This window comes from Geobacter sp. OR-1 (genome assembly GCF_000813145.1).
Classification (GTDB): Bacteria; Desulfobacterota; Desulfuromonadia; order Geobacterales; family DSM-12255; genus Geoanaerobacter.
Window position 1 is genome coordinate 1 of the sequence record NZ_BAZF01000033.1, and the last position, 25,195, is coordinate 25,195.

The window sequence follows — 25,195 nt, forward strand, 5'->3', positions numbered from 1 at the left end:
GAGGCGCTTGTAAAAGAAAAAGCCATGGGAACATCCAAATTGAGCGTGCTGATGTCGGACTATCGCTCCACTATGTACTTTGTTCCCCCTGTTTTCAGGCCGTTTGTGGAGACATGCAAAACATGCCATCGAGAAATCGGATCATTGGAGGATTTTGTAGTTATTGGGGCAACCCGCTGCACTATAAAATTTGACCCTGACCTCAACCGCGATCTTTGCAATATCCTCCAACACGTCCCTATTTTTGTCTACTGCCAGAATTGTGGTGATGGCGTGTATGGGGACAAGTTGAGGGAAGCGTTGCAATGGTAAGAACGCTATCTTCTCACGATCTAGAACCCAAAGTAGTGCCATCTGCCAACGGATTAAAGCCACCACCCAACTGGAAGCCGCCAACTAAGGATATAATCAAAGTTCCTGCTGAAGGTACGGGCATCAACACAAATGTCAATCCGATCATTACGGTTGTCCGTGACCCTCAAAACTCTCTCGGCAAGGAATTCACGATCAACCCTGACGGAAGCATTTCCAAGAAGTCAATGGTCAGTATCTCTCTGGGGATTGCTGTCATGCGTCAGGTGGATACTCATCAAGAGTTGGCCGCCTTGATGAAGGAAGTAGGCAATGACTCGAATGCCGCCATTATCAACGCATCATTCGATGGAATTGATATTGGAGAGGAATTTCTCATCCTATCTTCTCAAGAGCTTGAAAATAAGACAGGAATTCCTCAAGACAATCGTGAAGAACAAAAAGGAATACACTCCATCAGTTATGATGGCAAAAGTTATAAAGCTATAGGCCGGTTCAAAGAAAATGTCCGGCCTTCTTGCTGGCAGTACTTTGATAGGGATATCGACGAACACACTCCTGAACGGTTCAGGAACATTTCATTTGAGGAATGGCGAGATTATGTCGCTGAAATGTTGCCAGGGATGAAAAATCTTTCCTATTGCCGAATCGCCTCAACATCTGCACGAGTTATTCATAAAGGAAAACCTGTCGGGGCCGGTAATGGGCATCTCTGGATTAAAGTGGCAAATCCCCTAGATGTTGAGCGATGTCGGACGGCAATGCTCATATATGCTGCTCAAGCTGGAATGACGTGGATGAAACCAAGATATAGTCGCATTGAACCGGATACCGTTGTTGGCCATAGCCTCACCACAATCATTGATACCAGTGTTTGGTCTACTGGACGACTTGTATTCATTGGTAAACCGGTTGTCAGTGAGGGTTTAATTGTAGAAGCCTTGCAAGTGGATATTCATAAAGATGAGATAGATTCCTTCAATACAGAAGTCCTTACCCTCCCAGACGAACATACTATTCGTGATATCACACGAAAAGCCGGTATCCAGATGCATGTCTCATCTGGAAGCAATGGTCTTAGGATTGCGACATCAGATTTGACTTTAGATACTGAAATAGAGACAAAAAATCAGGGAGTGCTGAAACTACGAGAATTAGTAGAGCATGGCATTACTGGGAAAATACGGTGTCAAACCCCATTCCGGGAATCATCAAGCTATGCTGCGTTCATCAGCACCGGAAAGAACGGTAATCTATTCCTTTTCGACACTGGAACCGGTGTCACCCATTGGCTAAATGAGTTTTGCAGTGATGAACTCGAAGTCATTAGAGCGACCAGCCTTGCAAAAAGTTTGTTGCTCAAGGTGCAAGAGGATTGCGGGGCTCCTTTTGAAAAAGAGGCCATCAAGGCGCTTGCAGTCATCCGTGGGCAAAATCCAGCAGACTTTCAACGTATTCGATCAGAGTTGAAGAAAGTGAATAAAGATGTGGCTCTCGGAGCCCTTGATACAGCGATCAAATCACATGACACTAAAAGCACCGTCACCCAAACTCATCACGGATTCGCCAGCGATATCATCGATAAACTGACATTTGGGGAATACGCTCCCATTGGTTATGCAGGCAGTCTGTTCGTAGCCGATTCTGAAGAAGGCATATGGGTAAATTATCCAACGGAAATGTTGATGCGCATGATCGCTACCGAACATGATGGCAAAGAGAACTGCGAGCGTAATTCTGACTATATTGGCATTGCTCAACATGCAATCTCGCTCTGCTCCGGAAACTGTCCATTTGTGGATGCACCAGTTGGGCTGGCTTGTCCGAGTGGTTTTTACCAGATCAAAGAGAATGAGATTATAATTTCACCTTTATCCCCTTCACATTTCCAGCGCGTTAAGATCGATGTTACTCCTGAACCTATGGAAACGCCAATGTTCATTAACTTTCTGCATGACACATTTGCATCTAGTGACCCTGCTGAAGAAGCACAACAACTTATCCTCGTTCAAGAGATTGCCGGAGCCGTCATGTTCGGTATCATGGCGAAGTATCATAAAGCTGTGCTGTTCTATGAGCCATATGGACGCGCTGGCAAAGGAACTTTGGAAAGGATATTGAGGGAGTTGGTCCCAAAAGCATTTGTAACAGCTGTATCCCCGTTCAATTGGGGAAATGAGTACTATCTCGCTACACTGGTCGGTGCTCGTCTGAATGTCGTTGGGGAATTACCTGACAACAAATCCATACCTGCAGCGGCGTTCAAGACTGTAACCGGCCAAGACCTTCTCACCGGAAGACATCCTTCTCATCGTCCGATATCTTTTGTCAATGAGGCCACCCATCTTTTCATGTCGAATCATTTGATTAACACAGTTGACCACAGCGAAGCGTTCTTCGCTCGATGGCTGCTAGTTGACTTTCCAAACAGCCGTCTTAAGAGTGGGTTGCCGTTAGACCCTGATCTTGCTAATCGGATAATCAAGTGTGAACTTCCTGGTATTGCGTATTGGGCAATGTTGGGGGCACAACGCCTTATGGCTAATAAGTCATTCACTATTTCATCAGCTCATAAGCGGCTCATGGAGAAATGGCGGCGTAACAGCAATTCGCTAGAGGAGTTCATTTTTGAATGTTGCGAATTGAACAGTAAAAGCAAGATCAATCGTGCATTCTTTTATAAGCAGTACAAGAATTGGTGTGGAGAAAACGGGCGACATCATTTCGCCAAAGGTACGGTTAAGGAATTACTCGATCACAACATTGGTCTGGGCATTTCTTTTGCTAAATTAGACGGCTATGATATCTTCAAAGGTGTTGATATTAAGGCCACTGAGTCTGAATCATTGGAAGTTCCCTACTAGCTCTACCTTCTGTTGTTCTGATAATCCTGTACTCCTTTTTCAAAAAAACCATAGACCGTTTCCATTAAAGCGCTTCCTTATCTCCTTCTACACTATAGCTGCATCTATCTTTCTATTTCATCGGCTGGAGTGGGTAAAGTGCGCTTTCGAGGTGGGGCAGACTCCCACACATTGAAACACTATGACTGTCACGTCTCGGAACTCCCTGATACCGAAAGGGGGCGGGATCAATTTCCCCAATTTTACCACTACGCACTCGGTCGCCGCAAGCAGTCCCAGACAGACACCAAACATAAAAATACTTACATTTCAATAAGTTTCAGAAATTTTGCTCGAATTTAGGATGTACACCGCGTAAATAGTGTCGTTCTGGATATTGAACCAAACCTTTATCCAGATAATTCAAACCACTTTACAGCAGCGCAGATCAAAGAATTCGGCGATTGCCATTGATCCGATTTCTGTCGTTGAAAATGATCATTTCTTTTGCCCCGAGAACGGACCGTGAGGTTTCAGTCACAATTACTAATTCCATGTAATTCAAAGCAGCAGACAGTTTGACCAAAAGTCTAAATGACCGTTGACCACAAAGTTGGTCCTACAGGCGAGAAGCTATCTTCTCGCCTTTTTTATTTCTACTAACTGGAGAACGAAAATGTCACAAATAGCCGAAGTACCAAATAAAAAACTCAAATTGACGCATAAGCAGATAGACGCCCTTACACCGCATAACAAGAACTCCGCCTCAGCAATGACCGAATATAGTACCGAGATCCCAAATCTTAAGTTGGCAGTGGGTTCTTCATCAAAGTACTGGTGGTACAGGTATCGCTTTAGGGGGGAGAAACGGATGCTGCGCCTAGGGACATACCCAAGTATGGGTATAATTGAGGCTCAACAGCTAGCACATCAAGCCCGTAACATGTTAGATCGTGGCCTTGACCCTGCCGATGAACGCAATCGTCGCAGAAATATGCCCATACTGAACGACTTCATTACTACCGACTACTTACCATGGGCTCGTATCAACAAACGATCATACAAGGATGATGAAGCACGGTGCAAACGTGAGATTGGTCAGATGCTAGGCAATATCCCTCTCAATGAGATAACGGCCAGAGACGTAATGATGGTACATTCGGCTGTTTACAAGAGAAGTTCTGCTGCCACGGCTAACAGGTATTTAGCGCTAACTTCAAAAATATTCTCACATGCAATACTCAGCGAATACATTGACCGCAATCCAGTCAAGGGTGTGAAGAAGTATCGGGAAGCTGGTCCTCGCCTCAGATTTTTATCAGGTGAAGAACTGAACCAGTTTCTCCATGCTCTCAAATCTGAAAAGCAGACGGTTCCTGTAAGGGCCATCAAATGCGCCATCTTTACAGGATTGAGAAGCAAATCCGAAGTCTTTAGCCTTAGATGGTCATCGGTAGACTTCGAAAGTGGGACTGTTCGACTACTTCACACAAAAAATGGTCGCACTCGAACGGTAGCACTGAACAGTCCGGCTCTTGAACTCTTGAAGGAAATGCGTTCACAGGCTAAACCTGAATGTCCTTGGGTATTTCCTGCGCGTTGCGGTAGTGGTCATCTTGTGGATGTAAGGAAACCTTTGCAGAAGATTCTCAATAAAGCAGGCATTTCTGATCTGACCCCGCACGATCTCAGAAGAACTTTTGGATCTTTGGCCGTGAATGCAGGTGTGGACATCTATCAAGTTAAGGATCTACTAGGTCACTCCAACGTCACGGTGACACAGCGCGTTTATTCACATTTATTACAAGGAACCTTACGTCAATCGAGCGAAATTGTGGGGAGGAGCTTGCAGGATGCTATTTGTTCAGCGGACCGTGAAATGGTCAAGGAAAATTCTTATTCTTCAGCACTATAGGAAGAAGCAAAATAGCTCTTGCCCCGTCTATGACCCGTAAAAAGAAAAAGGGGGTTACAGAATTAACTGTAACCCCCTGAGTTTTATGGTGAGCCGCGTTGGGGTCGAACCAACGACCACCTGATTAAAAGTCAGGTGCTCTACCGACTGAGCTAGCGGCTCGTTAAAACAAGAAATTCTATTTACATGATTATTCGACCTTCGTCAAGAAAAATATCACTTAAACGGATTTTTTAAGATTATCGTCGATTCGCGCCCAGGCCCGACGGAAACCAGCACGATAGGGCAGCCGATCAGCTCCTCAAGACGCTTCACATAGGCCTGCGCCTTTTCAGGCAGGTCCCCGAAGCTCCTGGCCGAGGAGATATCCGCATTCCACCCGGCAAGTTCCTCGTAAACGGGTTGACACTGCGAAAAAACTTCCAGGTTTGCCGGCAATTCGTCCAGAACCTTGCCTTGGTACGAATAGCCGGTACAGACCTTGATCTTATCAAACTGGTCAAGAACGTCGAGCTTTGTCAGAGCCACACCAGTGAGGCCATTGACCCGAACCGCGTATCTCAGCACTAACGCATCGAACCAGCCGCAACGTCTCGGACGGCCGGTAGTTGCCCCGAACTCGCTCCCGATCTGGCGGATTTTTTCACCATCGGCATCGAACAGCTCGGTCGGAAAAGGTCCGCCGCCAACCCTCGTTACATAGGCCTTTGAGATTCCGATCACTTCATGAATCTCTCTCGGTGACACGCCGCTCCCGGTTGCAGCACCCCCTGCGCAAGTAGACGACGAAGTAACAAACGGATACGTGCCATGATCGACATCCAGAAGCGTCCCCTGCGCCCCTTCAAAAAGCAGTTTTTTCCCGGCCTTTATATCCCTGTGCAGAAGCAAGGTCGTGTCATCGACATACTTGCGCAGGATTTCGGCATAGCCGCAATATTCCTGATATACCTGCTCAAAATCGAACGGCTCTTCACCGAGGTATTTTTCCAGTATAAAGTTTTTCTCGACCAGAAACTCCTTAAGCTTCCGGGCAAAGATCTGCGGGTCGATCAGGTCCATAAGGCGAATGCCGCGTCTCCCGATCTTGTCTTCATAGGCGGGCCCGATCCCGCGCCCGGTTGTGCCGATTTTCTTTTCGCCGCTTTTTGCCTCCCTGGCAATATCGATCCTCTTGTGATAGGGCATTATGATATGCAGCGACTCGCTTAAACGCAGTACCGAGTCGTCCTGCAGTTTCCCTTTGGCTTTAAGGTTCGTGATTTCACGAATGAAAACCTCAGGATCCAGAACGACTCCGTTCCCGATAACACAACGCTTGCCTTCGTGCAGAATGCCGGAAGGGATCAGGTGCAGGACAATCTTCTCTCCGTTTACTACCAGCGTATGCCCGGCATTGTTTCCCCCCTGGTAACGGACTACGTCATCTGCATTTTCCGTGTAGATATCGACGACCTTCCCTTTACCTTCGTCGCCCCATTGGGCGCCGACCACCACAACATTAGCCATTAATTTCTCCTTGTTAAGGATCGATATTCAGACAGAAATCATCGCTGAGCAGGCAGGCCTTGTTGACCTTTATGCTTTTGTTGTCAGCGACGCGGACAATATAGACTTCATCATCGGTGCAATAATGGCCACCGATAACCATCATATACAAAATATTCATCCGCTGCGCATAAGCCAGCGAATTTGCATAATCACGGCGAATGATATCCCGTGCAGTTGAAAAACCCTTGCGTCGAAGATTCTGGGCTATTCCCAGCACTTCACGGCGATCATCCTTGAGGTTAAACAGGAGAAAGTCCCTCGTTTTGCTGGCTTCAACCTCTGGGCGCTTATCGAGAGCGGAAAGGAGCGTCAGAACATTGAAAGCGAATCCGGTGGCAGGGGCGGCAAATCCATACCTTGCCGTGAGGTCGTCGTAGCGTCCGCCACTACAAACCGCTTCGCCAACACCGTTGACGAAACCCTCAAAAGTGATCCCGGTATGATAATCGAGTCCCCGAATTTCTCCCAAATCTATGGTCAGGTAATCTGATACACCGTAAATGTCGAGTATGTCAAGAACCTGCGCGATATTGTCGAGCGCCCGTCTGGAGCGGTCGTTTGTGACAACGCTTGCAGCTTTATCCAGAACTTTCCGCCCGCCAAACAGTCGCGGCAGCATTGCGATTTCATCCCGCGCCGCAGCGGAGACATTCGTCTTGTCAAGAACTGCGCTGACAGCAGAAACGTCCTTCTTGCCGATAGCCTCGCGCAGGAGGCGTTTTTCCGGTTCAGTCAGCCCTGACGCAGCCATGATACCGCGGAAAAAATCGACCTGCCCGATGTCAATTTTGAATTCATCGATGCCGAGCCCCTGCAGCACTTCGACAGCCATCGCGACCATTTCGGCGTCGGCTTCAGGAGAATCAAGCCCGATAAGCTCCACCCCCGACTGATAAATCTCGCGGCTGCGCCCCGACTGTAACTCGGCATGACGCAAGACCCTGCCCTGGTATGAAATGCGGTGCGGCAATGGGTAAGCATGCATTCGTGTCGCCACAATACGGGCGATCTGCGGAGTAATATCCGATGTGATAGCAAGCAATTTACCGGTTTGACGGTCATCAAACCGGAACGCCTTCGACTTCAGGTCTTCTCCCATACCTAAGGAGATCACATCATGGAATTCTAGCAGAGGGGTGATTATACGCCTGAAGCCCCATAGCTCAAAAACCGTGCGAATCTTACCTTCGATATAGCCGATCTTACCAGCCTTTTCCGGCAGAAAATCGTTTACGCCTTTGGGCAAAAGAGTTTCTTTTAATGTGGGATCTATCAAGGAAGTGACCATTGTTGTCTGGGTTTTCTTCTTCGTAACTCTGTAACAACATGTAAAAGCAGTTGAATTTAGCAACATACCGTGCCGATGTCAACGGAATACAATTCCAGGCCATCGGCTATTGGCGCATACCAAGCCCCAGAAACAGATGTTGGGCATCCTATTCAATTTTAATGCTGGAAACCGCACTGGCGCCGTTGTCGAAAAGGCCCTCTTTCTTAACTACCTCCAGCAAGAGCAGCTCGTTAGTACCATCATCATACGAATAATCTGCCAAGTAATTCTGACTCTGCCTGGTATGCCATTTTTCTTCAAGCGATGCTCCGCTCCAGGTAAAGGCGTACACGGAATTCTTCGAGTAGGAGCGACTGTTGCCGACAACCCAGAAGCCGCTGTTCTGCGGTACAATAACAGCGCCCTTCTTTGATACGAATATGCGCGGGTCCAGAAAAACATACCGCGAATCAGTCCAACCTGACTTGGGAGAACGGTCGGAGCGTTGATAATATAACTCGGAACCGCCGAATTTGTCGCTGCTTCGCCAGAGCTCTTCCCCCTCCGGCGAAAAGACAAGCAGATAACCGTCCCTATTGAAGATAACGAAATAACTATTCCCTTTTGGGTCAGTGAATCTATTGAAATTATAGAGGTATGCCTGTTTGGGGAGCTTCAATGGGGATTTCAGTTCATAGCTCTCGCCGGTCTTTCCTAATTCGAAGACTTCTCCATAGAAGTCATCATCAATATTCATCTGCTGCGCGTAAATCTTTTTATCTTTACCATCAAGAGCGATTGCTCTGAAAAAGTACGGAAGCCTGTCAGTGACTTTTTTCAGCCCGTTCTCCGCAAGAACCCATACCTGTGAAACCAGGGCGTTGTTGTTCATGACGGTGACGTAGATCTCCGGGATGCCATCGCCATTAAGGTCCGCCGTATCGATACTCAGGATTTTATCATTGATGTCAAGGACCGTTTCGGCAACAAGACGCGCCTCCTTCCCCTTGCGGTAATACTGAAGGGTGTTGCCCCCGGCCACAAAATACTCCCGTTCACCGTTTGCCAGAGTCCGGCCTGCCGCAAAACAGGACATCATCCCTTTTATCCGCTGGCTGACAAGGGAAGAGCCCGCTTGCCGCTCAACTGACGGTGGAGTAATTATGTCGGCAGTAGGGGCAGCGACAGCCTCTTTCCTGACGATATCCGGCGAGGCTTTAGGCGCGGGTAGGGGAGCCGAGAGCGCAGAGGTTTGCGGATAATTCCTGGCAATATTATCGGCAAGCATCTTCCCAAGCTTGCCGATAGCCGGAATCAGCTCATCCTGGCTTTCTCCCTGGACAAACGCCCGGGCCACCACTTCTCCTGTGCGGCCTTTCGCCGCCGCATCTATGCTGAAAACCTTTCCGAACACAACATAGCTGCCGTTAACAGTAACATCGGCCTTTTCCGGGGATTCCACCGTAGTTACCATATCGTTATTCAACCGGGACGTAAGCAGGGTCTGCAGGGCCGGCTTAAGTTCATCCTTGTTCTGAGCGCCGGATACTGTAAATGAAGAGACATATGCCTTAACCTGCGCACCCCAGGAAGAATGCGCCCACAACATCGAGAAAAGGATAATCACTAATCGATAACCGGTTTTTTTCATAAGGCAGTTACCCCCCCCTAATATTATCATGCGACTGAACGGTGGAGCCATTTCATTGAGATGGGCAAATAATTTCGCAACACCATAGCACATTAACCGCAACAATACCAAATCCAGATTACGCATAAACCTGACGAGTGGCTATTCAGGCACAAAAAAACGGGGGAGATTATCTCTCCCCCCAGTGTCAGGCTCAGGACGCTAAAGAAGCGCCCACCTTCCAGATATTAGAACTTGTAGCTAAGAACGATCTGGGTTTCGTAAGGATTGGCAGGATCGGTGCCAGCAGCCAAAGTGCTCTTGTTCTTGTAGTAGTCGCCAAGCACAACGTAGGCAGCACGGGCGAGAACGCTCATGTTGTCAAAGAGGTTGTAGCCGACTTCAGCGTTGATTTCCGTACCCATGTAACGGCTCTCTCTGCCGGTCTGCTCTTTGGCAGTGGCCAGCATGCCAACGTTGGCGTTGCCGAACACCTTGCCTACTGTCAGGTCATAGCCGACCGAGCCGCCTACGATACCTTGGTTATTGTTGCCGGACTCGGCAACAATTGCCTGCTCGTTGGTGGTTTCCTTGGGATTGCGGACCAGCAGCCAAACGTTACCCATGGCACCGACAGCGTTCTCGGCAAATGCAGCGCTCGTGGTATTGTCGACGTTGATGAACTGGTTGCCCGAGCCTGAACCTGTGTCAGTACCGCTCACATACAGGGCGCTGACCTTCACGTTGCCGGGGCCGGCCTTGATCTTGGTGGCCAGGTTTCCGGCAAATGCATTGATATGTACACCTCGGGAGGCGGCGTTTGCTGCCGCATTACCGAACTCATAGACGAAGAAGCCGTCGATATCGGCTATTCCGACCTTTGCCGAAGCCCTTGTGCCGAGGAAGTGGACGGTGTAGTCATTAAAAGTGCCGGACGGGACTGCGCCAGTGGAGGCAACATTATCGTTATTCAGGAAGTAGTAGGATGCGCCGACTTTGACGTCCTTGGACACCGCGTAGTTTCCATCAATCATCATGAAGTCACGAGCCTGCTTGCCGGCTGTGGCTGTTCCGGTATTCCGGTCATCAAACCGGAAGTAACCGAAGGTGCCGGTTGCCGAACCAAAGGACTTGCTTGCCAGAATACCAGCGGCGTCTGCGCCGGCGCCGACGATAAGGCTCTTATAGTTGTCGTTCAGCCCCTGAATACCAACCTTGAAGTTTGCGCCCACGAACGGGTCGTTGAAGTCGAGATAGGCCCACTTGGTTTCCAGGTTGGTAGCATCGGAGCCGAGGGCGCCACCGAGACCACGACCGGTAGTATAGGAGGAATTCCCCCATGCTGAATCGATTTCGAAACCGGTAACCAGCTTGAGATTGTCATTTGCCTTGGCGCTGTAGAAAAGACGTGTCCGCTGCTCAACCCAGTTTCTCGTTGTTTTGGTGTCGCCATCAATGTTCAGTCTGCCCGCAGTGCCTGCCAGGTAGTTCGAATTGTATGCGCGTACGGCCATCATCCCGTGGAACTCGTTCTCAAGGGCGAATGCCTGTCCTGCTGCAAGGGTAAGTGCTCCGGCGGTAGCTGCTACGACCAATTTCTTCTTCATTGTAATACCTCCTTCATGGTTGATAAAAACTCATGTAATATAAGTGCTGCATGCTGCGGTTCTTACAGGAACGTCAATCACCACCTTTCGTTCATGGACATGAGACTGCTATGACATGCGGTAAAGTGGAAAATCAAAAGCCCGACACCGCACTGGGACTACTTCATTCCGTACGAATCGGGCATCTTCGCAATACAACGCCTGCAGAAGCTTGAATAACAGTCAGCTTGCACCTTCAAAGCCTGCGGCCTCTTATGTGTGGTCTGTCTAGTGTATGTCATCTGCATGAACCGTTAATTTTGCGTAAGTTTATACAGCATTATTCCATCTGTCAAGCACCTGCATTCATTTTTCATCATGAACAGTCACTGCATCAGCAGCTGTCGCGGCTCGGGCAGTCGTTCAACCTGAAAAAGCACTCTATTCAATGTTTTAAAATCGAGTCATAAATATACAAATTTTCAAACGCAAGTCAAGCGATTTTTCAAACAATGTTACTGAAATTGCATAATTACAATCCGCTAATACTAAACCTGGCACAGTTCGGTTAAAACTCCGATACTGCTTTTCGGGTGAACAAAGGCTATTCGAGTACCATGAGCCCCGTTTCTGGGGGTCTCGTCGATCATTCTCACCCCTTGCTCCTTGAGGCGGGCAATGGCTGCTTCGATGTCGTCCACCTCGTACGCAACATGATGGACCCCGGGTCCATTTTTCTCAAGAAACCTGGCGATGGGACTTTCCGGAGATGTCGGCTCCAACAGCTCGATCTTCGACTCGCCAACCTGCAACATCGCAACAGTGACCTTCTGCTCTGCAACCTCTTCACGCCCCTTGAACACCATCCCGAGCTGGTCCCGGTAAAACGGCAGCGCCTCGTCGATTGAAGAAACAGCGACGCCGATATGATTAATTTTCGAAAGCATTGGCACTCCCTGACGATTGAATTGACAGCAAGAACAGTGGCAGGAGGAATGCCGGGGGAGCCCCCCCGGCATCGATCTGAAGTTACAGCACAACGGTCTCGGTATGCTTGCCGAAGACCGTCCGGAACACATCCGCAATCTCGCCAAGCGTAGCATAAGTCTTTACTGCTTCGAGAATGGCAGGCATGACGTTGTCGGAACCCTTGGCAACCGCCTCAAGCTTCTGCAGCGCCGACTTGACCCTGGCATCGTCACGCTTTGTCTTCATTGCGGCGAGCGCCTTTTTCTGGGCAATTTCCACCTCTTCTTTGACCTTGAGCAGTTCCGGCGCAGTCTCGTTGGCAACGGTGAACTTGTTGACGCCGACAATCACCAGATCTGTCGATTCAATCGATTTCTGGTAGGCGTAGGCCGAATCCTGGATCTCTTTCTGCTGGAATCCTCTGGATATGGCCTCAACTGCGCCGCCGATCTTGTCGATCTTGTCGATGTAGTCAAAAGCGGCCTTTTCGATCTGATCGGTGAGTGATTCGACCAGGAAACTCCCGGCGAGCGGATCGATGGAATCAGCCGCTCCGGATTCATAGGCGATTACCTGCTGGGTCCGAAGGGCAATGCGGACCGAATCCTCGGTCGGCAGCGCCAATGCCTCGTCGCGCGAGTTGGTATGAAGGGACTGGGTACCGCCGAGTACCGCAGCCAGGGCCTGAATGGTGACGCGCATGATATTGTTGTCCGGTTGCTGGGCAGTCAGGGTGCAACCGGCAGTCTGAGTATGAAAGCGCAGCATCTGGGACTTCGGATCCTTGGCCTTGAACCGCTCCTTCATGATCTTTGCCCACATCCTTCTGGCAGCGCGGAATTTTGCGACCTCTTCCAGCAGGTTGTTGTGGGCGTTGAAGAAAAACGCCAGCCGGGGAGCGAACTCATCCACATCAAGCCCGGCCTTGATGGCCGCTTCGACATAGGCAATGCCGTCGGCCAGGGTGAAGGCAACCTCCTGCACCGCTGAGGAACCGGCCTCGCGAATGTGATAACCGGAGATGGAGATGGTATTCCACTTGGGCACATGGTCCTTGCAGTAAGCAAAGATGTCGGTGATGATCCGCATCGACTCCTTGGGGGGGTAGATGTAGGTGCCGCGGGCCATGTATTCCTTGAGGATGTCGTTCTGGATCGTTCCCGATATCTTGTCTGCCGATACCCCCTGCTTCTCCGCAACGGCAATATACATTGCCAGGAGAATCGCGGCAGTGGAGTTGATGGTCATCGAGGTCGATACCTGGTCGAGCGGGATGCCGTCGAACAGTATTTCCATATCAGCGAGCGAATCGATGGCAACACCAACCTTGCCGACTTCACCGGCAGACATGCCGGCATCCGAATCGTAGCCCATCTGGGTCGGAAGATCGAAAGCAACGGAAAGGCCGGTCTGTCCGGCCTGCAGCAGGTATTTGTAACGCTCGTTGGACTCTTTAGCGGTGCCGAAACCGGCATACTGTCTCATGGTCCAGAATCGGCCGCGATACATTGTCGGCTGGACGCCGCGGGTAAACGGATACCGGCCGGGGAACCCGAGTTGTTCCTCGTAGGCCGGATATTCAAAATCAGGAGCAAAGCACCGGTCTAATTCGATATTGGACGTAGTTCGGAAGTCGGCCTTTCTCTCCGGGGCCTTGGCAATGTTCTTGGCCACAACGGTTTCCGTCCAGGCCTTCTTTTGGTCGCAAATACTCATTCATACACTCCTTCAGATGCAGTAAATTACACCAGGCCATACCCGGGATCAGAGGATCTTCTTTACCAGCGCCAACGCGTCCGCGTTAACATCGTCGGGATTTCTCCCTGCCGACGCGTCTACCCTTGCCCCATGCCAGCGGGAGATCTCTTTGAGATAAAACTCCCTCATCTTCTGATAATATTCGAGACCGCCTTCGTGATGGATTTCAAGTACGTCCTCAATCCGTTCAAAGGCCTCTTCGGCAGGGATATCGATGAAAATCGTCAGGTCCGGAAAAATTTCGTCCTCAAAGAGGAAGCCCCGGGAAATCTTATCCAGATGCCTCAGGACGTCAAAATGTTTTGTGTAACCGCTCACCCAGGCGTTTGCCAACGACGATATGCTCGATTGCTTGCAGAGCACGATCTTGTCCTGCTCAAGGGCAGGAGAAACGATATTCTTGAACACCTCGGTCCGGACCGCACCTTCAAAAATGAAGTCCGCGCGGGCATTCTTACCGAACGGCCAGTTGATCATGGACGCCATACCCAGCTCCTGTACTCTACCGGAATCAGGGTTTGCACATTCGACCACATCATATTTCAGTTCGACCAGCGCCTTATGCAAAGCGACGATTGCTGCCTTGACCTGCTGGCCGGAGCCGCTGATCCCCTCGACAACTATGAATTTACCTTTTCTCACGATATCCTCCTGAGCGTTTATGTAGTTCATCCGGCAGGGCAGCCGCAGTACCACAGCTATTCAAACATCGAACCACTGTAATTGCAACCTGGCTAAACGATAAATCCGCGCGCCCCGCATATCAGCTGACCCTGCCCGGAAAGGCAGGGTCAGCTGAAACTGCAATTGCTCCGGGTGTTAAACTGCCTTCCCTGGGAACGGCATTATTCTCACCACGGTTATATTATCGACTTCAGATAGGCAATGGTCTTCTCACGCTTCATCTGCTTGATCTCATCCGGATCCACTTCCACGAACTTCTCGTCCGGCGTGACCTTGAACAGCGGCTGCCCTTTCTGGACAATGCTGCCGTCCGCGCCCTGCATGATGATTTTATCAATGGTGCCCGAGAAGGTAGCCCGAACAGTGTTGAACATCTTCATGACCTCGATGATGTACAGGGCCTGGCCCTTCTCGAAATGCATCCCTTCCTGAACGAACGCCGGCATTCCGGGTGCTTCCTGGCCATAGTACATGCCGCCGCAGATGGCGACGATTTCGTCGGCCTTGGTGGCCGGCGGCGGGACAAGGATCTTCTTCATGCGGGCCTGCAGCTCTGTGTCGTGGAGATATGCGGGGATAGTAACTTCAAGATCGTCCTCTACCTTGAAATCCCAGAACTTCGTATTATCGGCCACGAGGAAGAGCATACCGAGCAGTTCCAGGCCGGCCTCGAACCCCATATGGGCGGACTGTACCTCTGCCCACTGTTCGGCGGAGAAGCCGTCCTGCGGTTTGTCCTTGGCCAACAGCGCCGACAGCTTGTCGAATTCATGCATCCCGAGATTGAACCGGCCGGAAAGCGTTGCATAGAAACGCAGCCCTTTCTGCAGCAGATCGTTGTCGTGGCTCCAGATCACCTCGGCTGCAGGAGCAGTCGGGTCAAAAGCCATGTTCAGATATTCATAGGTGTCGGCCAGGATTACGAACGGATTGTCGTGCCAAACCACCTTGCCCTTTTCCATGGTAAAGTTTCTCCGGTTGATGGAGAGCCAGCCGGAAAGCAGGTGCGGATCTTCCAGCAGCTTGTCCATCGGCCGGGTAACCAGGGTTCCTTTCCGGTCGAGGATCTGCGACATGGTCTTGCCGATGCCCGGATCGTCCGGGAACTGCTCGGCCATCTTCTTGGCATAATGTTTCTTCAACTGCAGAAACGCCGCCACGGTATCTAGCTTTCCCGCCTCTTCCTTCAACTGGCCGATCAGGGTCAGATAAGGCACGACAAAGCGGGTGGTCGGCTTGGCCATGACGTTCTGGCCGAGGAACCAGTTGACCAGTCCGTAGTGGAATTCAAGGTTGGTGGCCATATCCGAGCCGCGCAGAGTCGTTTTCCCCAGCACCCTGGACAGGTGCTCGTAGCTGGCGAGCCGGTCCTCCCCCTTGGTCAGAAGCAGGGCGATATTGGAGTCATAGGCGCCGGCCACCTTGTAACGCATGAACATGCCGGTGTCCGGGTTGACCATGCAGATCCCTTGGTCGTCGCGAATTTCGCCTTCGATCGGTGCCGACCAGTACCGGATCATGCCGCCCGCATGCGGCGACAGGGAACAGTCGGTTGCGTTCAGACGGGCCTCAGCACCGGCGCCGAAACGCGCTATCCGTTCCGGCTTGGGGAGCCGCTTCTTGTGACGGGCCAGCAGCGCCATCGCCTCGACCAGTGACACGACAATAAAGAAGTCGTTCTTGTCTTTGGGGTTGGTGAACTTGAGGGAATAACAGAGCTCGGAAACCCGGTGCTCCACCTGGATGCGGGTATTGACCTCCATGAAATAGTAGCGGTCCCGGTCAACGATACATTCGAAGGTCGAAGCGGAATCGAGGCCAACGGCCTGACCGAACTTGGTGGAGTCCTCTTCCATCCGCTTGAGAACCTTGAGATCGCTCTCAAGAGCCTTTACCTCTGCCTTGCGCCCGGCCTGCTTGGCCTTTTCAATGGCCAGAGCCAGACCTTCCTGGGTGACGGAGATCTCAAGCAGCTTCTGCTCATGCATTTGCAAAGAGCAGTCCCGGCCACCCAGGGAAACGCACCAGTCCCCGTTTCCGAGCAGCTGGATTTCGTTGTGTCGGGTCTGTTCGATGTTCAGCTCGATCAGGACGTTCTTGTTATCCCCCACGCCATTTGCCTTAACCTCGTTCAGGACCTCGCGCACCAGGGTCGGGGCCTCGGCGGCCGCCTCCTTGACCTGCTTGGCCGTCGGGTTTTTGGCAGTCAGCAGTGAAGCGCCCAGAATGCGCTGTCCCTTGCCGCCGCCGCCGCCAATGGCCTTGAGACGGATCCGGCTGCCGGGGTACTCTTTGAACATGTTTTCCACTTCAACCTGAACCTGGGCTGAGAGTTCCTCGATGGAGTACAGGTCCAGCCCCTTTTCATAGGACGCATAGAGGATCTCGTCGGCCAGGTCTTCCAGGGAAATCTTCGTATCCTTGGCGAGTTTGGCATCGAGCTCGATCCCTTCGGATTTTGCCAGGGCCAGCAGCTTTTCCCGGGTCGAATATTTTTTAACCAGCGTCCGGGCGGTGACGTTGTTGATGCCAGGGGTGACGCTGACCCCTACCTGCAAGGCGGTCCGCTTGGCCTCGTCCTTCTTGCCGGCGTCGGCCTGGGTGCGGGAATTCGGACCGATGAATGCGAGCCCCGCCTTCTCAATCTCGGCAACAAACTCTTCGTCTTCGGCCATAAACCCGTAACCGGCGAAGATTGAGTCGTAATTGTTGTCTTTGGCAATCTGAATGATCTGGCCGATCCGCTCGACCCGCTCCTCCTTGCTGGCGCCGGTATAGTCGGGCACCCGGTGGACGCGGGTGGAATCGGTCAACTGGCGCAGTTCCGGAGCCAGGGCGTTGGCGTAGACAATGGAGTCCTTTTCGGAGAGGAGGATGCCATAATGGGTGATCCCCATTTCTTCAAAAACATCCATGGCCTCTTTACGGATCGGGCCACGGCAGACGATCAGCGGCTTCAGGTCTTCACAGGCGAATGAGCGGACCCATTCGGAGGGGGACTGGCCCAGTCGGCGGTCCCGATGAATCAGGGGGTTGTTTTTGTACAGGTCTGTCATTGGTATCTATCTCCAATTCATTCGAATATTGTTGAACTCTATTCCCCACTTAGGGGGCCAGGGGGATCTGACGCGCATCATACCGTAAAATCCCCTAAATCCCCCTTTGAAAGGGGGACACGCTCCTAATGGAACTCGCGCTGCGGACCGCCCATCGGTCCTGCTTTGTAGTGACGCAGCAGGAAGTGCAGGTTTTCGCCCAGCACCTTGCGCAGGTCGGTCGGCATTACGATGGAGGAGATGGAACCCAGGGCCAGACCCTCCTTCGGGTTCATCAGTTCTTTTTCGTAACGCTGATTCAGGGCCGCCTCCTGGCCTTTAAGCCACTCAGCCGCTTCCTTTTCGGCATCCTGTTTCGCGGCGCCGCCTTCCATTCCGGCCTTTACCCGCTCCTCGGTTCCCTTCCTGAGCATGTCGGCAGCAGCAGCACGCACCTTGCGGAGGTCGTCCTTGTAGACAAACTCCTTGCCGGCAGGCCCCATTACGGCCAATCGGGTGGTCGGAAGCGCCAGAACCAGGTCGGCGCCGGTGGGATAGTTGTTGTAAGAGGCATAGGCGCCGCCGTAGGCGTTGCGCAGAATCAGGAGGATACGGGGGGTTCGGACATCGACGATAGAGTCGAGCATGGAGCGGCCGGCCTGGACAATCCCGCGGGCCTCCTGCTCACGCCCGGGCAGGAAGCCGGTGGTGTCTTCCATGAAGATGATCGGAATATTGTAAATGTTACAGAAGCGGACAAAGCGGGCGATTTTCACTGCAGAATCGCAATCGATCTGGCCAGAGGAGACCGCTGAATTGTTGGCACAGAAACCGACCACATGGCCACCAAGCCGGCCAAAAGCAGTAACGACCTCCCTAGCCCGTTCCGGCTGCAGTTCGAAGTAATCGCCGTGGTCACAGATCTGCTGAATTATGATGGAAACGTCGAACGGCGTATTGAACCCGGTCGGCGAATTGAATGCCTTCTTCAGCAGGGTATTGATCTCCCAAGTCTTCCGGTCAAGCGGATCAGAGGTCTCCTGGATGGGTGGTGCGATACTGTTGTTGTCCGGGACATAGGACAGCAGCCGTACCGCGGTACGAAGAGCGGCCACTTCGTCGGAAACTGTAAGGTCGGCTACGCCGGAACGTCCATGAACCTTGGGTCCACCAAGTTCCTCCGGAGTTACGTCCTCACCAAGAACCGACTTGACAACTCCCGGCCCGGTAAGGCCGAAAAAGGTGTCATTAGGCTGGATGACGAAGCTGCCCTGCCGGGGGAGATAGGAGCCGCCGCCTGCGTTAAAGCCGAACATGCACATGATCGATGGGACAACGCCGCTGATTTTACGCAGGGCGGTGAACGCCTCGGCATAACCGTCGAGTCCGCCGACACCGGCAGGAACAAAGGCGCCGGCAGAATCGTTCATACCGATCAGCGGGATACCCTTTTCGCCGGCCATGTTGAAGAGCCGGGCCAGCTTGTTGCCGTTGGTAGCGTCAATGGAACCGGCGCGAACCGTGAAATCATGGCCGTAGACTGCTACGTCGCGGCCGCCGATATTGAGGATTGCAGTGACCAGAGAGGCGCCGTCTAGGTTCTTGCCCCAGTTCTGGTACAGGACGTTCGGGGCTTTGTCGGAGAGGACGCGCAGCCTTTCCCATACCGTCATCCTTTTCTTGAAATGCTGCTTTTCAATCTGATCGATACTTACCGACTTGATTGGGCGTTGAATCAGGTCATACCCTTCTTTCATCGCCTCTTCATAACCGCCGGTCGTTCTTGAGATTTCGCCTGGAATGGTGAATTCAACCACCTCGGGCGGGTCAAACGGGTTTTTTAGTGATGGTTTGATTGCGCTTTTAGACATCTTTGCCATCCTTCCGGTACATTGAATTTTTCACTGCAGTTCCTCCTGAAGAAAAAACTTTCATCATCAGTACAACCCAAATTCCAACTTGGAACCATTCAAATTAATTATCTGGTGACAACCGCAAGAACCTTGACTTCGCTCCCGTCTTTCGACAGCAGCCGATGCCTGAGAGAAGAATCGAAATAGACGCAATCCCCCTCGTCCAGAGAGATGCGCTCGTCTTCGAGCAGGAGTTCGGCGTTACCCTGAACAACAAAAAGGAACTCTTCACCGTCATGGCTATAAGTATTTTCTTCATGGGCCTTTTCAGTAACCGTGAGAAGAAACGGTTCCATCTTCTTGTTCTGCTTGCGGAATGAGAGGGATTCGTAGGAGTATCCCTGGCTCGTTCCGGAGCGCGATATGACGCGGGGGATGAGTTTACCCTCCCCCTTGCGGACCACCTCGTAACGGCACTCCTCTTCATCTTCAATGAAAAACAAGCCGATCTTAACATCGAAGAAGTTGGCGATCTTGGAGAGAGTTGCTATGGGGGGCGATACGTTATTGTTCTCTATCTGTGATATGAGAGCGGGCGAAAAACCCGTCTCCTTGGCCACAGCCTGAAGGGTGAGTTTTTTGGCAAGACGGAGCTTCTTGATCTTAGCCCCAATATTGTAATCTGACATGTATGCACCGATGGCGGCCTGCGAAAAACCCCGTCTGACGACACGCGACCGATCCGAATCAAGGATCCTGTGGCGCTTGAGCTGGGATTTATACTTTACCGCTGAACTGGACGATAAACAGTAAAATCAAACTGGTTTTTATTCGTGCTAAAAAATACTGATAGACCTGGCAAGTGTCAATAAAATTTTAATATGGCAACACAATTCGGGATTAATGAGAGGAGCGACCCCTGCCGGTATTTGTTAGTCTTCCGGAAGGGGTAGCCGGGGAATGGGGAACAGCTTTTGGTTTGCTCAGGATTTAAGCAGCCGCCGCGCCAGGACCTGGAGCGTATGCACTACCTGAACGGCGCTGCCGTGCTGTTTCAGGCCGTCTGAAAGCTGCATCATGCAGCCGGGGCAGCCGGTGGCAACTGCCAGGGCACCGGTCCTGATAATTGCGGCGCTTTTCATCTTGTTGATCGCCAGAGAACTCTCGTAGTGATAGACGTTGAAGGTCCCGCCAAGGCCGCAGCACTTGTCGGCCCCCTCCATCTCCGCCAGCTCGATCCCAGGCGTCCCGGCCAGCAGCTCCCGCGGCTGCCGGGTGATGGCCCGAGTCCGCAGATGGCAAGGATCATGATAGGTGATCCTGACATCGCTGCCGGCTCCGGTTTCCTGGGGATTAAGACCCAGCTTGTGCAGCAGCTGCGTTGCATCGACAGTCTTGTCGGCTATGGCCTTGAGCCGGGCCGCCAGCTCCGGGTGCCGTTTGCCGACCAGATTGGGGTAGAACTTGTGCAGTGCCCCGCCGCAGGTGGCGCAGGCGGTCATGATGTAGTCGGCCTCAAAACGCTCCAGCTCGGCCAGATTCCTTTCCGCCAGCTCCCTTACCGTATCGAGATCACCACCGGACATGCCCGGCAACCCGCAGCACTGCTGGTTCTTCGGGATAATCACCGTGCACCCGAGATGTCGGAACAGCGCCAGGGCCGCTTCTCCAACCTGGGGATAGCAGAAATTGGTCATGCAGCCGACAAAATAGACGATACGCGGCTTGCCCGGCTCTCCTGGAAGCACTTCCGGGTGACGCTCCAGAAACGGTTTCTTTGCCAGGGGCGGGATATGTCGCTTGCCCCCCACAAAGGGGAGCGGGAAACGGAGCCGCAGGCCCGAGGTCTCCGGAACCTTGCGAAAGAAGAGCGGCCCCAGGATGCGCGCCGCTGCCGCGCCGAACTTCATCAGCGCCCGGTTGTTGATCACCCGTCCGACTGCCGAGTGAAAGGTCGTGAGCCCGCGCTGGCCCGCCAACGCCTCCCTGGCCACCATGACGATCTCATCCGTCGGCACGTCGTTGGGGCATTTCTCCACGCAACTGCCGCAGAGCAGGCACTTGGACATGGCGCCATATGTGGCATCGTCCAGCTCAATGTCGCCCTTGAGCAGGTGCTGGGCCAGAGCCACCTTGCCCCGGGCCACCGCCGGTTCCTTGCCGAACGTTGCAAATGCCGGGCAGTGGGCGCGGCAGGCGCCGCACTTGACGCATTTCTTCAGTTCGTTTTCAACCCGTATAAGTGCATCCATTTTTTCTGGTTTACTCACAGTAACAGTCCTTTATTGCTAGCACTCAAACAGGGAACATCTTGCCTGGATTGAGGATGTTGTTGGGGTCAAGCGCCTGCTTGATCGCCTGCATCGCCATGACCTGCTCCGGCTTGAGTTCCAGGTGGATGTACGGCTGCTTGGCAAGGCCAACGCCATGTTCGCCCGACATGGTCCCGTTCAGATCCAGCGCTGCCTGGAATATCTCGGCAATGGCCTCATGGGCCTTTTCCTCCTGGCCGGCAATTGCTCGGTCGATCATCACATTCACATGGATGTTGCCGTCGCCGGCATGGCCGAAATTGACGATCGGGATATCGTATTTCTGCTGAATCTTCTCGATCACCCTGATCACTTCCGGGACCTTGCTGCGCGGCACCACGATATCCTCGTTGAACTTGTCCGGGTTCACATCCCGCAAGCTGGGCGACACCAAGCGCCGCACCTTCCAGAGCGCTTCGGACTCGGCAGCGTCCCTGGCCACCTTGCACTCCACGAGCCCCAGCGGCTTGATCAGCTCCTGAATCCGGGCCGCCTGTTTTTCGATCAGATCCCGGTCGCCGTCCACCTCGATGATCAAAACCGCCCGACCGTTATCCGGTATCCCCAAACTGAAGCGCTTGTTGACGCACTGCAGGGTGGCGTAGTCCATGAACTCCAGGGTGGTCGGAATTATCTTGTTGCCGATAATGGTGGAGACCGCCTTGGCTGCGCCGTCGATGGAGTCGAAGATGGTGAGCATGGTCTTTTTCGCTTCCGGCAGTGGCAACAGCTTGAAGATGATCCTGGTGATCACGCCAAGCGTTCCTTCGGAGCCACAAAGCAGGCGGGTCAGGTCATACCCGACAACACCCTTGTAGGTCTCGCCTCCGGTGCGGATGACCTCCCCGGTTGGAAGCACCACCTCCAGCCCCATGACGAAGTCGCGGGTAACCCCGTATTTGACACAGCGTGGGCCGCCGGCGTTCTCCGCCACGTTGCCGCCAAGGGTGGAAAACTTGAGCGATGCCGGGTCGGGCGGATAGAATAGCCCCAGCTTCTCCACCTCCAGCTGAAACTGCTCGGTGACCACCCCCGGCTCCACCTCGGCGATCAGGTTTTCCGTATCGATGCGCAGTATCCGGTTCAACCGTGTCACCACCAGGACAATGCCTCCGCCCTTGGGTAGTGCGCCGCCGGTGAACCCGCTTCCGGCGCCGCGCGGGAAGACCGGAAACCTCTTGGCGTTGGCCAGTTTCAAAACCGCCGCCACCTCTTCAGTACTTCCGGGGTGAACCACGGCGTCAGGGAGAAACTCCATCTGGGTCGCATCGTAGCCGTAGCAGATCAGGTCCTGCCGGTCGGTGGCCACATTGTCAGCCCCGACGATATTTTTCAGTTCATCAAGAATCTGTTGTGCGAGCATTCATTTTCCTTGTAGGGGCGATGCTTGTCATCGCCCATGATCAGGGTGAACACGCGGTTCGCCCCTACAACAATACAGGTAACACCGTGCCGCCTTCCGGAATGACATAGGCCGTAAAATCATCCGGCAGCATCCCTTCGGCTATGGTCATCGCCTCGACCAGCGACCGTGCCGGCGTCATCCCCATGGTACGGACCTCTTCGGGAGGCAATGCCGATACCAGGATTACCCGGAAACGCTGGGCCTTCCAGAGCAGGGAGTATGCGGTTTGGCCATTGATCTCGTAATGGGAGCGCAGCCTTGATTCAAAGGCCGACAGCTCCTGATAGCGGAACCAGTCGAAAAAAGTGGCATTGCCGTACCCGTCCCGGCATTCAGCAAGCAGGATCATGACACCACCATCCCTGATCGCCTGACTTCCGTACTCCATCGACTTGTGTGCCTGAATCAGGTTTATGTCCTTGGGAAATCCCCCGCACGAAACCAGCACCAGCTCGGCTTTTTCCTTGAGCGGATAACTGAACTGCTCCCCGTAATAGCGACAACCGGCAGCGAAGGTATCGCGCCAGTCACCGGCAAAACAGGCAATGACCCGTTTTCCCGGCCCCAGAACGGTATTGAGGATGAATGCCGGCTCCACCATGGCGCAAGCATCGGCCATGGCCTGATGGACCGGATTCCCGTCCAGGTTGCCGGTAACTGCCTTCGGGTTCTTCCCTGCGCCTGCTCCCGGATTCAGCACGGCAAAATGACTGGCCATGCAGCTCTTCCTGCTTGCTACTCCCGGCAATATGCTTTTGCGTCCGCCGCCAAACCCGGCAAAGTAATGAAACCCGATGGTGCCGGTAAGGATGACCCGATCCGCCTCTGCTACGGTCCGATTGATCTCGACTTCTAAACCGCTTGCCGTCTTCCCCAGGTAAACCAGCTTTCCGGGGTCATCGCATTCATGGTCTGACACCTTGATCCGGCCGTAAAGCGAACCGAGTATCTTCCGATGCTCTGCTTCGGTCTGTTTGCGATGGATACCCAGGGCAATGATTATCTCGATCCGGCAATCGTCTACACCGGCGCGATTCAGCCTATCAACAAGAATCGGTAGATAGACCTCGCTGCCGGTATAGCGAGTGATGTCCGAGGTTATGATCACCACCCGGTCGCTTGCCCTGAATGACCCGATGACGGCGTCGCAACCGCTCAATGCCGCGGACACCAACTCCTCCGAAGATGCGGCAGGGACAGCCGGGCTAGCCGCAATCTCGCCGCGCAGCCGCTCGGGAGAGATTTCCATATCATATGATGTGTCGCCGTATTTCAGCTTCATAAGGTGTTGATAATAACTAAGTGTGCCAATGATGGCAAGGAATTATCCCTTTTACATTACACACAAGATGCATTTTAATGCACCACCCAAAGCAAAAACTATTGACATCTGACCCTCTTCAATTTATAAGATATGACTTCTTCGCCCAGGTAGCTCAGTCGGTAGAGCAGTGGACTGAAAATCCACGTGTCGGCGGTTCAATTCCGTCCCTGGGCACCATAATTCATTTAAAGGCTTCGCGACTCCGACCGCGAAGCCTTTTTCTTTTCACCACCCAAAATACAAAAAAAGGGGGGACATTGCCCCCCCATACAATTACATTTGAATTGTGTCGATCAACTAGTGGTCAACGGCTTTTGCCATGCCGATGCCGGTATTCTGACGAACATAGATCTCGTCCCACATCTCTTCAGAGCGACGGCTCGGGAAAGCCAGGGTGCCGAGAATAGCGGCGATGAAGCCGAGCGGGATGGAGATGATGCCCGGGTTCTTGAGCTTCAGGAGCGGCTTGTCGAGGCCCATTACCGATTTGCCGCCACGGTTCTTGGCTTCGATCCCCTTCTGCTCTTCAATGGTCTTCATGGTCTTTTCCATTGCTGCCGGGGCTATTTTGCCTTCGGCAAGGTTTTTCTCAAGCAGGGTGTAGGCCTTTTTCGCATCATCGGCAACCTTGTTCGGATAGGTCATGTTCGGAGATACCATAACCAGACCGATAGAGGCGATTGTACCGACCAACAGGCCGGAGATGACGCCGCCGGTGTTGAACTTCTTCCAGAAGAGCGACATGACG

General features: G+C 52.6%; 16 protein-coding genes, 2 tRNA genes and 1 pseudogene. 4 read left to right on the forward strand and 15 right to left on the reverse strand.

The features are described 5' to 3' along the window. From OR1_RS22950 to OR1_RS19695, 3 genes are all read left to right on the forward strand, one after another. A partial coding sequence (locus OR1_RS22950; protein WP_041974677.1) for a hypothetical protein occupies window positions 1–312 on the forward strand: 312 nt, incomplete at its 5' end. Next, window positions 306–3,176 (forward strand): phage/plasmid primase, P4 family, encoded by a 2,871-nt coding sequence (locus tag OR1_RS19690; protein WP_041974679.1) that lies wholly within the window; start codon window positions 306–308, stop codon window positions 3,174–3,176. The genes OR1_RS22950 and OR1_RS19690, both read left to right, overlap by 7 nt. 655 nt (window positions 3,177–3,831) lie before the next feature. Beyond that, complete coding sequence (locus tag OR1_RS19695) at window positions 3,832–5,070, forward strand: site-specific integrase (RefSeq protein WP_041974681.1); 1,239 nt, start codon at window positions 3,832–3,834, stop codon at window positions 5,068–5,070. An 86-nt stretch (window positions 5,071–5,156) separates the two neighbouring features. Here OR1_RS19695 and OR1_RS19700 read toward each other — a convergent pair. The 14 genes from OR1_RS19700 to larA all read right to left on the reverse strand — a co-directional run bounded on the left by OR1_RS19700 (window position 5,157) and on the right by larA (window position 24,405). Next, window positions 5,157–5,232: transfer RNA gene (locus OR1_RS19700), tRNA-Lys, on the reverse strand. 54 nt (window positions 5,233–5,286) lie between these two features. Then, window positions 5,287–6,579, reverse strand: a complete 1,293-nt coding sequence (locus OR1_RS19705; protein WP_041974683.1) for an adenylosuccinate synthase — start codon at window positions 6,577–6,579, stop codon at window positions 5,287–5,289. Between the two features lie 13 nt (window positions 6,580–6,592). Continuing rightward, the gene (locus OR1_RS19710; protein ID WP_041974685.1) at window positions 6,593–7,909 is read right to left on the reverse strand and encodes an ATP phosphoribosyltransferase regulatory subunit; all 1,317 of its coding nucleotides are present in this window, start codon (window positions 7,907–7,909) and stop codon (window positions 6,593–6,595) included. A gap of 148 nt (window positions 7,910–8,057) precedes the next feature. Beyond that, window positions 8,058–9,542 (reverse strand): VCBS repeat-containing protein, encoded by a 1,485-nt coding sequence (locus OR1_RS19715; RefSeq protein ID WP_041974687.1) that lies wholly within the window; start codon window positions 9,540–9,542, stop codon window positions 8,058–8,060. 227 nt (window positions 9,543–9,769) lie between these two features. After that, entirely contained in the window at window positions 9,770–11,128 is a 1,359-nt protein-coding gene (locus OR1_RS19720; RefSeq protein ID WP_041974689.1) for a hypothetical protein, read from the reverse strand. Window positions 11,129–11,655: 527 nt separating this feature from the next. Then, the gene (gene mce, locus OR1_RS19725) at window positions 11,656–12,054 is read right to left on the reverse strand and encodes a methylmalonyl-CoA epimerase (RefSeq protein ID WP_041974691.1); all 399 of its coding nucleotides are present in this window, start codon (window positions 12,052–12,054) and stop codon (window positions 11,656–11,658) included. Window positions 12,055–12,136: 82 nt separating this feature from the next. After that, window positions 12,137–13,792, reverse strand: a complete 1,656-nt coding sequence (locus OR1_RS19730) for a methylmalonyl-CoA mutase (RefSeq protein ID WP_041974693.1) — start codon at window positions 13,790–13,792, stop codon at window positions 12,137–12,139. Window positions 13,793–13,840: 48 nt separating this feature from the next. Continuing rightward, complete coding sequence (locus OR1_RS19735; protein WP_041974695.1) at window positions 13,841–14,476, reverse strand: dTMP kinase; 636 nt, start codon at window positions 14,474–14,476, stop codon at window positions 13,841–13,843. 218 nt (window positions 14,477–14,694) lie between these two features. Next, entirely contained in the window at window positions 14,695–17,574 is a 2,880-nt protein-coding gene (locus OR1_RS19740; RefSeq protein WP_041974697.1) for a biotin carboxylase N-terminal domain-containing protein, read from the reverse strand. 125 nt (window positions 17,575–17,699) lie between these two features. Further along, a complete protein-coding gene (locus OR1_RS19745) occupies window positions 17,700–19,424 on the reverse strand; it encodes an acyl-CoA carboxylase subunit beta (RefSeq protein WP_041974709.1) in 1,725 nt (574 codons plus the stop codon). 107 nt (window positions 19,425–19,531) lie between these two features. Then, the gene (locus OR1_RS19750; RefSeq protein ID WP_041974699.1) at window positions 19,532–20,095 is read right to left on the reverse strand and encodes a helix-turn-helix domain-containing protein; all 564 of its coding nucleotides are present in this window, start codon (window positions 20,093–20,095) and stop codon (window positions 19,532–19,534) included. 294 nt (window positions 20,096–20,389) lie between these two features. Continuing rightward, window positions 20,390–21,658: a (Fe-S)-binding protein gene (locus OR1_RS19755; protein WP_041974701.1), complete on the reverse strand. Its 1,269-nt coding sequence runs from the start codon at window positions 21,656–21,658 to the stop codon at window positions 20,390–20,392. Between the two features lie 43 nt (window positions 21,659–21,701). Then, on the reverse strand, window positions 21,702–23,081 hold the full coding sequence (locus OR1_RS19760) for an FAD-binding oxidoreductase (RefSeq protein ID WP_041974703.1): 1,380 nt from the start codon (window positions 23,079–23,081) through the stop codon (window positions 21,702–21,704). Between the two features lie 64 nt (window positions 23,082–23,145). Next, window positions 23,146–24,405, reverse strand: a complete 1,260-nt coding sequence (gene larA / locus OR1_RS19765; RefSeq protein WP_041974705.1) for a nickel-dependent lactate racemase — start codon at window positions 24,403–24,405, stop codon at window positions 23,146–23,148. A gap of 143 nt (window positions 24,406–24,548) precedes the next feature. On the opposite strand from larA, the gene OR1_RS19770 reads away from it, so the two are divergent. Then, window positions 24,549–24,624, forward strand: a tRNA-Phe gene (locus OR1_RS19770). A 120-nt stretch (window positions 24,625–24,744) separates the two neighbouring features. On the opposite strand, the pseudogene OR1_RS19775 reads toward OR1_RS19770, so the two are convergent. Continuing rightward, window positions 24,745–25,195 (reverse strand): annotated as a pseudogene (locus tag OR1_RS19775) (cation acetate symporter); the annotation flags it as partial.